The sequence below is a fragment of the Streptomyces sp. NPDC058964 genome, from assembly GCF_042741275.1.
Classification (GTDB): domain Bacteria; phylum Actinomycetota; class Actinomycetes; order Streptomycetales; family Streptomycetaceae; genus Streptomyces.
Genome location: NZ_JBHYKH010000127.1, coordinates 1 through 8,861, shown reverse-complemented (window position 1 = coordinate 8,861; position 8,861 = coordinate 1). Strand labels below are relative to the sequence as shown.

Genomic DNA, 8,861 nt, shown 5'->3' with positions numbered 1-8,861 from the left:
GCGCTCGCGGGGGCGCGCCCGCCACCCCCCCCCCGCGCGGGGGGGGGGGGGGGGGGGGCGCGCCCCGGCGCGGGGCGGCCCCGCGGCCGTCAGACCGAGAGCGGCACGCCGGGTGAGCCGAGAGGAATCGCGCATCCCGGGACCGTACACCGCACTCAACAGGGGTTTCCTGGCAGGAGGCCCTCTACGGCCCAGGAATTTACTGTCTTATGAAAATCTGAGTCCGTACCCTGCTTTCTCAGCTCTGACACACCTTTTGCTCAGTTCGCCTCAAAGGTTCCTCCATAGTTTTGTGGCCGCGCCCACAGCGGGCGCCAAGAACCTTCGAGGAACGGGATGTTTGGCATCTATCTCAAGCGCGAACTGGGCCGCCGCAAGAAGGCGGCCCTGGTGATCGCACTGGGTCTGGCGCTCGGTATCGCGCTGGTCATCACCGTCAGCTCGGTGTCGGCCGGTATGACGCAGGCGCAGGACAAGGTCCTGAAGTCGCTCTACGGCCTCGGCACCGACATGACGGTCACCAAGGCCCGGTCGGCGCCCGAGGCCGGCAGCTCGCAGGGCCCGGACTTCAAGTTCGACGCCAAGTCGGGCAGCAAGACCACGCAGAGCTCCGACCGGGTGATGACACAGGGCGGTCAGGCCCTGAAGTCCTCCATCGTCGAGGAGGTCTCGGCCCAGAAGGGCGTGGACAGCGCGGTCGGCGCCCTCTCCCTGAACGTCACCAAGGTCGACGGCTCCTTCACCCAGGGCAAGGCGCAGAGCTCCGGCGACAGCCAGGCCCAGGGCGGTCCGGGCGGCAGCTCCAGCGGCGGCGGCCGGCCGCAGGTCCAGGGCGGCGGCGCCGACTTCGACGTCAACAACTACTCCGTGGCCGGCGTCGACGTCACCGACCAGGAACTCGGCCCGCTGGCCTCGATGAAGATCACCTCGGGCAGGACGTTCACCGCGTCGCAGACCGACGCCAGGGCCGCGGTGATCAGCAAGTCGTACGCCAAGACGAAGAAGTACAAGGTCGGTTCGGCCTTCAAGATCTCCGGAACCGAGTACACGGTCATCGGTGTCGCGACGCCCAGCAGCAGCGAGTCCACCACCGACGTCTACCTGCCGCTGAAGCAGGCGCAGACGCTGGCCGACGCCAAGAACAAGGTCACCACGATCTACGTCAAGGCGACCGACTCCAAGCGGATCTCCGCCGTGAAGAAGGAGATCCAGGCCAGCATCTCCGGTACGACGGTCACCACGTCCTCCGACCTGGCGTCCACCGTCTCCGGCTCGCTGTCCACCGCCTCCGGCCTCGCCTCCGGCGTCGGCAAGTGGCTGTCCGTCGCGGTGCTGGCCGCGGCCTTCCTGGTCGCCGCGCTGCTCACCTCCTCCGCCGTGTCCCGGCGCGTACGCGAGTTCGGCACCCTGAAGGCGCTCGGCTGGCCGAGCCGCAACGTCACCCGTCAGGTGGTCGGCGAGTCCATGGTCAACGGTCTGATCGGCGGCGCCCTCGGCATCGGTCTCGGCATCGCGGCCGCCTGCACCGTCACCGCGATCAGCCCGAAGCTGACCGCGCAGCTCGGCAGCACCGGCGGTCCGGGCGGCGGCACGGGCGGACCGGGCGGCGGCCCCGGGCAGCTCTCCGCCTCCAGCACCCTGCAGATCGCGCTGACCGCGCCCGTCTCCCCGACCACCATCGCGCTCGCGGTGGGCCTGGCGGTCACCGGCGGTCTGGCCGCCGGCGCCATGGGCGGCTGGCGCGCCTCCCGGATGCGCCCCGCCGACGCCCTGCGCAGCGTCTCTTGACACCCCAGAGCCGGGGCGCCGTCTCCACTCCCCCCGGGACGCGGCGTCCCGCCCCTTTCCCCCTCACTCACGCCTTCGCTACTCACGGAGCACCCATGTACAGACTCACCGGCGTCACCAAGCGCTACACCCGGGGCAAGGAGACGGTGGAGGCGCTGCGCGGCATCGACCTCACCATCGAGGAGGGCGACCAGCTCGTCATCCAGGGCCCCACGGGCGGTGGCAAGTCCACCCTCCTGCAGATGATCGGGGGCCTGGACCGCCCCACCTCCGGCAGCGTCGAACTGGACGGTGTCGACCTGGCCACCATCGGCGAGGCCAGGCTCACCCGGCTGCGCGCCGAGAAGATCGGCATCATCTTCCAGGCGTTCAACCTCATCCCGACGCTCACCGCGCAGGAGAACGTCGAGACGGCCCTGGTCCCCCTCGGCGTCCGGCCGGCCGAGCGCCGCGAGCGCGCGGCCGAGGCCCTGCGCTCGGTGGGCCTGGGCGAGCGCCTCGGTCACGTCCCGTCCGAGATGTCCGGCGGTCAGCAGCAACGGGTCGCCATCGCCCGCGCGCTGGTCAAGAAGCCGAAGGTGCTGCTGGCCGACGAGCCCACCGGCAACCTCGACGAGGGCACCCGCGACGGCATCATGGCCCTGCTGGAGGGCCTGTGGCGGGAGCACGGGCTGACGTTCGTCATGGTCACCCACGACTCGTCGATCGCCCGCCGCGCCCCGCGCCTGGCCACGATCGAGGCCGGACGGATCACGCTCACCGAGCAGGGCGGCGGCCCGTACGCACAGCAGGCCCGCGGCCCGCGGCAGCAGCCGCATGTCCAGTACGACGGTCAGCAGCAGCCGTACGTCCAGTACGGCGGCCAGGCCCACTGAGCCGCCCGCTCCCGTCGGGGCCGTTCACCCCCCGGTATCCGGTCGGCCTCGGCCGGCTGCCCCGCCGTGAGCGGCCCCCGCCAGGAGTTGGAGCGCACACGAGGGCAAGTCCCCACGGACGCCTTGGCGTTGTCAGGCCTGTCCGGTCTCGAAACGGGAGATCCGGCCGTCGTCCGCGACGACGAAGTCCCACTTGGTGCGCATCTCGCCCCAGGTGTCGTTGCTGTACCGGGCGACGAGCGTGCGGCCCCCGCGGGCCTCCCTGTCGACCTCCATGTGACCGTGGGAGGTGAAGATCTCCCGGTCGATCCAGTCCGCGAGGTCACGGTCGGAGCCGTCGTCCGCCATGGTCGCGCCGGGAGCGAGGAGTTGCATGAAGGCCTCGCGGTCATGGGCGTTGACGGCGGTGACGAAGGCCCGGACGGCCGGATCGCTGAGTTTGGCTGTCTGAATCGTCATGGCAGTCAGACTCACACCGCTCCCCCGGCCCCGCCACCCGAACGGCGCCCCGGAAAGGCCGTACAGGTGTGCCGGATGCGACGGTGGACACCCGGGGGGACCTTGTTCCTGCTGTCCGCCCGTGGCGATGGGAAGTCACCGTGAACTGTTACGACCGACGTGATGTGGGCCTGCTGCTGCTCCGCCTGGGTACCGGCGGCGTGCTCGCCGCGCACGGCGCGCAGAAGCTCTTCGGCTGGTTCGGCGGGCACGGCATCGAGGGAACCGGTCGGTTCATGGAGTCCGTCGGCTACTCGCCGGGCAAGGCGAGCGCGACGGCGGCGGGGTTCGCGGAGGCGGGCGGCGGCACGCTGCTGGCGCTGGGCCTGGCCACGCCCGCCGCCGGTGCCGCGGCGGCCGGCGCGATGACGGGCGCGGCCGCGGTGCACATGCCCAACGGCTTCTTCGCCCAGGAGGGCGGCTACGAGTACGCGGCGACCCTGGGCCTGGCCGCGGCCGGCCTCGCCGTCGCGGGCCCCGGCCGTCTCTCCCTCGACCATGCCTTCGGCCATGTCTTCGACCGCGGCTGGATGGTCCCGGCGGCCCTCGGCGTGACGGCCGCGGTCACGGCGGTGGTGGTGGGGACGCGGAACATGCGGGTGCGGCGGGAGAAGGAAGGCGAGCAGGAGTCGTTGTTCGACGAGTAGCCGAGTGGCCGGGAAACCGGAGACCCGGGGCCCGGTTCCCGTGCCGTGGCAGGCTGCCCGCATGACCGATCAGGACACGCGCGCCGCCCCCCACCGAACTCCCCGACCTCTGGACCTCCATCGACGCCCTGTGGACCTGGCTACTCCGTCGACCCGACGGCTCCCTCGGCCTCCACCTGCAGCGGGACCACCCCGCCCCCGGGCACGAGGCCAACTGGCTGCCGGCGCCAGACGACCCTTCAAGGCGATCCTCCGGCCGTACCGGCCTCAGCCCGCAGCCCTCGACGGGGCCCGCGCCGGTCCTTTCCCAGGCAAAGCCGCAGGTGGCGGCAGACGAGTCGGGCTGTACGCCGGGTTCTGTTCCGGGGGGTCCTCGCGGACCCTCCGGCGACGGCCATCCATCTAGGGCCGGCGTTGCCGCCGGCCTCGTGCGGTCTACCCGCGGACTCGGGCGGGCAGCCCTCGAACGTCCGCGCAGAAGCACCGGGGTGCTTCCTTTTGACCTTGCTCCGGGTGGGGTTTACCTAGCTGCCCAGGTCACCCTGGGCACTGGTGGTCTCTTACACCACCGTTTCACCCTTACCCGGCACCTGAGCGCCGGGCGGTTTGCTTTCTGTGGCACTGTCCCGTGGGTCGCCCCAGGTGGCCGTTAGCCACCACCCTGCCCTGTGGAGCCCGGACGTTCCTCGGGAAGCCCCCTTACGGGGACTCCACGCGGCCGTCCGCCCGGCTCGTCTGCCGTGTGGACCATGTTAGCGGGCGTGCGGGTCGCCTCGGGCCTGCTGCCGTCGCCAGCACCGAGCCCGCGAGGATCAGGGTGAAGGCCACGACGATGCCGGCCGACAGGGGCTCGTCCAGGAACAGCGCGCCCGCCGCCACCGCGACCGCCGGGTTGACGTAGGTGATGACCGTGGCGCGGGTCGGGCCGGCCTCCTTGATCAGTTCCAGGAACGCCACGAAGGCGACCGCCGTGCAGATGACGCCGAGACCCACGAGGGCGGCCAGGACCTGGGCGGAGGGCACCCCGGACGGCCAGGTGGCCACGGCCGCGGGGGCGTAGACCAGGGCGGCCAGGGCCAGGCAGGGGGCCGTGAGCTGGAGGGTGGGGACGTCCTTCAGCCGGCGCGCGGCTATCAGGGGTGCCGTCGCGTAGCCCAGCACGGTCAGGAACACTTCGCCGAGCGAGCGCGCGTCGCCGCCGGTGAGGTGGGGGACCGTGAGCACCGCCACGCCCGCGAGGCCGAGGGCCAGCCCGGTCGCCCGGCGGATGCCCAGCCGTTCCGTCTCGCCGAAGAAGCGGGCCAGGAGGACGCCGACGATCGGGACCCCCGCGATCAGCAGGCCAGCCGTGGAGGAGGACAGGTGCCGCTCGGCGTCGGTGAGGGTGAACCAGGGGCCCATGATCTCGATGCACGCGAAGGCCAGCATGGGGCGCCAGTGCGCTCGTACGGTCCTGGCCAGGCCGCCCTGGCGCAGCGCGAACGGGAGCAGGAGCGCCGCGCCCAGCGCACAGCGTGTGAAGACCACCATGGACGGGGACACCGCGTCCACCGCCACCTTGATCATCAGATAGGGGATGCCCCAGACCACTCCCATCAGGGAGAACAGGAACCAGCCACGTGCAGTCATACGGCGAGTCTCGGTCCGCTCACCACGGGGTGTCTTGAACGCTGTTGCGATAGGCCGCCGGGGTCACTCCGAGCACCCGGCGGAACCAGCGGGTGAGGTGCGCCTGGTCCGCGAAGCCCACTAGGGGTGCCACCTCCGCCGGGCGCAGGCCCGACTCCAGGAGGGTGCGGGCCCGGGTCACCCGGTACTGGGCCAGCCAGGCGTAGGGGGGTATGCCCATCGTCGTACGGAAGGCGCGCAGGAGCTGGTAGCGGGACATGCCCAGGTCGGCGGCGAGGGCGGCCAGCGAGGGCGGCTCCAGCAGTTCGTCGGCCAGGCGGTCGCGGACGGTGTGCGCTATCGCGCCGGCGCCGGGAAGGCGGTCGGAGACGGCCCGCGCCGTGGAGTGGCGCCGGACCAGGGCCGTGAGCAGCCACGGCAGGCGGGCCTCGGCCTCCAGGGGGTCGGGGCAGCGGGCGAGTTCGGTGTGGGCGGTCCGGAACGCGGCGGCCAGTTCGGGGTCGTCGAGGAGCGGTTCGCGGAAGTGCGGGAGACCCCCGAGGGTGCCTTCGGCCAGCAGCGCCGGGTCGGCGTACAGGGCGCGGTAGGCGTAGCCGTCGGTGCTGGTGGCGGGGCCACCGGTGTGCACCTCGCCGGGGGCCAGCACGACGATGGAGCCCGGTCCGGTGCGGATGTGGCCGCCGCGGTAGTCGATCACCTCGGAGCCGCCGACACAGACGCCGATGGTGAATTCGTCGTGGGCGTGCGGGGCGTAGACGTGTTTGTCGAAGCGGGCCGTCAGGAGGTCGAGCCGGGGTCCGCAACGCCCCAGCCGTGCCCTCGTCCATCGCGCCTGCTCCGGCATCCGACGCCCCCTTGTGCGTTCACGCTTGCGCGCTCCTTCGGGGTGCAACGCGTTCGAGGCCCTTTCCATGCCGGCCGGCGGACGGGTCCGGGCGGACGGGGGCGCTCATGCGGGCGCGAACAGCACCTTGGCCGTTGCCGGGTCCGCCCGGATCAGCCGGACCGGCAGCCGCGCCCCCAGCGGCAGGCGGTCGCCCTCGATCCGGCCGATCACCGCGGGCGACTCCACCTGCACGCTGCCCACGGAGGGCAGGTGATCGTCCGCGTCCACCACGCACCCGTCGAAGACCTCCCCCACCCGGTCCCTCAGCAGCGCGGCCTCGACGATGCCGACGCACTCCCGCTCCACGGTCCCCGCGAGCCGTGAGCCCTCGGCCATCCGCCGGGGCAGCTCGTCGAGCGCGGAGAGCACCCAGTCGGGCGGGGCCTGCCCGGCCGCGGCCGCGAGGCAGATCTCGTTGGCGTAGCGGTCGGCGAGGCGGCGCAGCGGGGCCGTGCAGTGGGCGTAGGGGGAGGCGACGGCGGCGTGGGTGGTGATGGCGGGCAGGGCGCCGTCCCGGAAGACGGCGTATCCCGCGCCGCGCAGCAGGGTCGTGCACTCCTGGAGGAAGGCCGCGTGGTCGGGGCGGTGCGGGTCGAGGGAGCGGACCAGTGCCGCGTACGACACGTGGTGCGGCCAGTCGATGCGCAGGGCGTGCGCGATGTGGCGCAGCCGGGCCACGTCCCCCACTCTCGGCTTCGCTCCGGCGGGGGGACCCCCACCGTCCGGGGCCGCCGGGAGGGTGCGCAGGACTCCGGTGCCGTGGGCCAGCATCAGGTCGGCCGCGGCCATACCGGTGAGCAGGGAGAGCTGGGTGTTCCAGCCGTCCGCGGGCAGTGGGGCGCGATAGGTGAGCAGGTAGCTGTGGTCGCGCTCGACGACCTCCTGTTCGGGCACCTTGAGCGAGATGCCGCCGCGTTCGGTCTCCAGCCGCTGGCGGGCCTCGCCGATCGCCTTGAGCAGCGCTACCGGTTCCTCGGCGGTCCCCGTGTCGATCTGCCGCTGCACGCCCTCGTAGTCCAGCTTGGCGCGGCTGCGGACCAGGGCGCGGCGCACGTCGACGGCCGTCGTGGCGCTGTCGGCGTCGAGGTCGATGGTCCACAGGACGGCCGGGCAGTCCTGGCCCGGCAGCAGGCTCGCGGCTCCGTCGCCGAGGACGGCGGGGTGGAGCGGGACCTTTCCGTCCGGGAAGTAGAGGGTGGTCGCCCGCCGGTGGGTCTCCGCGTCCAGCTCTCCGCCGGGTACGACGAAGGCGGCGATGTCGGCTACGGCGTACCGGAGGCGATGGCCGCCGTCCCGCCGTGACAGGTGAATGGCCTGGCCGAGCTCGGTGGAGGCGGGAGAACCGACGGTGAACAAGGGGATGCCGGTGGCGTCGTACGACGGCAGGACGGGCGCCTTGGCGGCCGGCTCGGCCTCGGCGAGGACCTCGGCCGGGAAGTTCGGGGGGATTCCGAGTCGGGCACGGAGCGCGGTGAGGGCGGCCCGGAGAGGGGCTTCGGGGGCGCCGGTCACGCGGATGTGGCGGCGGGGCATGTGTTGAGAGTAGGGCGGGGGCGGGGAGGCGGCACGCCGTACGCTGGCGCGGAACAGCTCTATCGAAGGAGTACGTGTGCTTGTCCTGCTGCCGCCCTCCGAAGGCAAGGCCGCTTCCGGTCGTGGCGCGCCCCTGAAGCCGGAGTCGCTGTCTCTTCCGGGGCTGCGCGAGGCCCGCGAGGCCGTGCTCGGCGAGCTGGTCGGGCTCTGCGCGGGGGACGAGGACAAGGCGCGTGAGGTGCTCGGGCTCAGCGAGGGGCTGCGGGGCGAGGTCGCGAAGAACGCGGAGCTGCGGACGGCCGGGGCACGCCCGGCCGGGGAGGTCTACACGGGTGTCCTGTACGACGCCCTCGGCCTGGCCTCGCTCGACACCGCCGCGAAGAGGCGCGCCGCGCGTTCGCTGCTGGTCTTCTCCGGGCTGTGGGGCGCCGTACGGGTGACGGACCGGATTCCCTCCTACCGCTGCTCGATGGGCGTGCGGCTGCCGGGACTGGGGGCCCTGGGCGCGCACTGGCGCGCCCCCATGGCCTCGGTCCTGCCCGAGGTGGCCGGCGACGGACTCGTGCTCGACCTGCGCTCCTCCGCCTACGCGGCGGCCTGGAAGCCGAAGGGCGAGGTCGCCGGGCGGACCGCGACCGTGCGGGTGCTGCACGCGCCGACCCGGAAGGTGGTCAGCCACTTCAACAAGGCGACGAAGGGGCGGATCGTGCGGAGCCTGCTGTCGTCGGGGGCCGCGCCGGAGGACCCGGCCCGGCTGGTGGAGGCGTTGCGCGATCTCGGGTACGTCGTGGAGGCGGCGGCGCCCGCGAGGGCGGGGCAGGCCTGGTCGCTGGATGTGCTGGTGGCGGAGGTTCACTGACACCCCCGGCCGGCCATTGCAACATGCGCAATGGCTTTTGCGCATGTTGCAGCACGCGGGCAGGATGAGCGGCATGCCCTCATCTCCGCTGGAGCTAGCGCCTGTCGTCCCGGTCGTGGTCGTCGAGGACGCCGCCGACGCCGTAC

At 72.6% G+C, this 8,861-nt stretch carries 7 protein-coding genes, 1 other RNA gene and 1 pseudogene; 4 read left to right on the top strand and 5 right to left on the bottom strand.

Annotated features, from left to right (window positions below):
* Positions 1 to 336 precede the first annotated feature (336 nt).
* Positions 337 to 1,788, top strand: coding sequence for an ABC transporter permease (locus ACFW2E_RS17905; protein ID WP_384467419.1), 1,452 nt, complete (start codon positions 337 to 339; stop codon positions 1,786 to 1,788).
* A 95-nt stretch (positions 1,789 to 1,883) separates the two neighbouring features.
* Positions 1,884 to 2,663: an ABC transporter ATP-binding protein gene (locus tag ACFW2E_RS17900; RefSeq protein WP_384467417.1), complete on the top strand. Its 780-nt coding sequence runs from the start codon at positions 1,884 to 1,886 to the stop codon at positions 2,661 to 2,663.
* Positions 2,664 to 2,795: 132 nt separating this feature from the next.
* Here the strand turns inward: ACFW2E_RS17900 and ACFW2E_RS17895 are convergent, their stop codons facing one another.
* The gene (locus tag ACFW2E_RS17895; protein WP_384467415.1) at positions 2,796 to 3,122 is read right to left on the bottom strand and encodes a nuclear transport factor 2 family protein; all 327 of its coding nucleotides are present in this window, start codon (positions 3,120 to 3,122) and stop codon (positions 2,796 to 2,798) included.
* A gap of 140 nt (positions 3,123 to 3,262) precedes the next feature.
* On the opposite strand from ACFW2E_RS17895, the gene ACFW2E_RS17890 reads away from it, so the two are divergent.
* Entirely contained in the window at positions 3,263 to 3,808 is a 546-nt protein-coding gene (locus ACFW2E_RS17890) for a DoxX family membrane protein (protein ID WP_384467413.1), read from the top strand.
* Between the two features lie 330 nt (positions 3,809 to 4,138).
* Here the strand turns inward: ACFW2E_RS17890 and rnpB are convergent.
* The 4 genes and pseudogenes from rnpB to ACFW2E_RS17870 form a co-directional block, all read right to left on the bottom strand.
* Positions 4,139 to 4,542: RNase P RNA component class A (gene rnpB / locus ACFW2E_RS17885), an RNA gene on the bottom strand.
* Positions 4,543 to 4,657: 115 nt separating this feature from the next.
* A pseudogene (locus tag ACFW2E_RS17880) lies at positions 4,658 to 5,374 on the bottom strand (DMT family transporter); the annotation flags it as partial.
* A gap of 82 nt (positions 5,375 to 5,456) precedes the next feature.
* Entirely contained in the window at positions 5,457 to 6,281 is an 825-nt protein-coding gene (locus tag ACFW2E_RS17875) for an AraC family transcriptional regulator (protein ID WP_384467411.1), read from the bottom strand.
* A gap of 105 nt (positions 6,282 to 6,386) precedes the next feature.
* Entirely contained in the window at positions 6,387 to 7,856 is a 1,470-nt protein-coding gene (locus tag ACFW2E_RS17870) for an RNB domain-containing ribonuclease (RefSeq protein ID WP_384467409.1), read from the bottom strand.
* Between the two features lie 76 nt (positions 7,857 to 7,932).
* Here ACFW2E_RS17870 and yaaA point away from each other — a divergent pair, with 76 nt between their 5' ends.
* Positions 7,933 to 8,715 carry a peroxide stress protein YaaA gene (gene yaaA / locus ACFW2E_RS17865; protein ID WP_384467407.1) on the top strand — a complete coding sequence of 261 codons (783 nt, stop codon included), beginning with the start codon at positions 7,933 to 7,935 and terminating at the stop codon, positions 8,713 to 8,715.
* Positions 8,716 to 8,861: the final 146 nt, after the last annotated feature.

Bases quoted from the DNA above. Each gene is read 5' to 3' on its own strand.
- ACFW2E_RS17870 (WP_384467409.1), bottom strand. From the start codon at position 7,856: ATGCCCCGCCGCCACATCCGCGTGACCGGCGCCCCCGAAGCCCCTCTC.
- ACFW2E_RS17900 (WP_384467417.1), top strand. From the start codon at position 1,884: ATGTACAGACTCACCGGCGTCACCAAGCGCTACACCCGGGGCAAGGAG.
- ACFW2E_RS17895 (WP_384467415.1), bottom strand. From the start codon at position 3,122: ATGACGATTCAGACAGCCAAACTCAGCGATCCGGCCGTCCGGGCCTTC.
- ACFW2E_RS17905 (WP_384467419.1), top strand. From the start codon at position 337: ATGTTTGGCATCTATCTCAAGCGCGAACTGGGCCGCCGCAAGAAGGCG.
- ACFW2E_RS17875 (WP_384467411.1), bottom strand. From the start codon at position 6,281: ATGCCGGAGCAGGCGCGATGGACGAGGGCACGGCTGGGGCGTTGCGGA.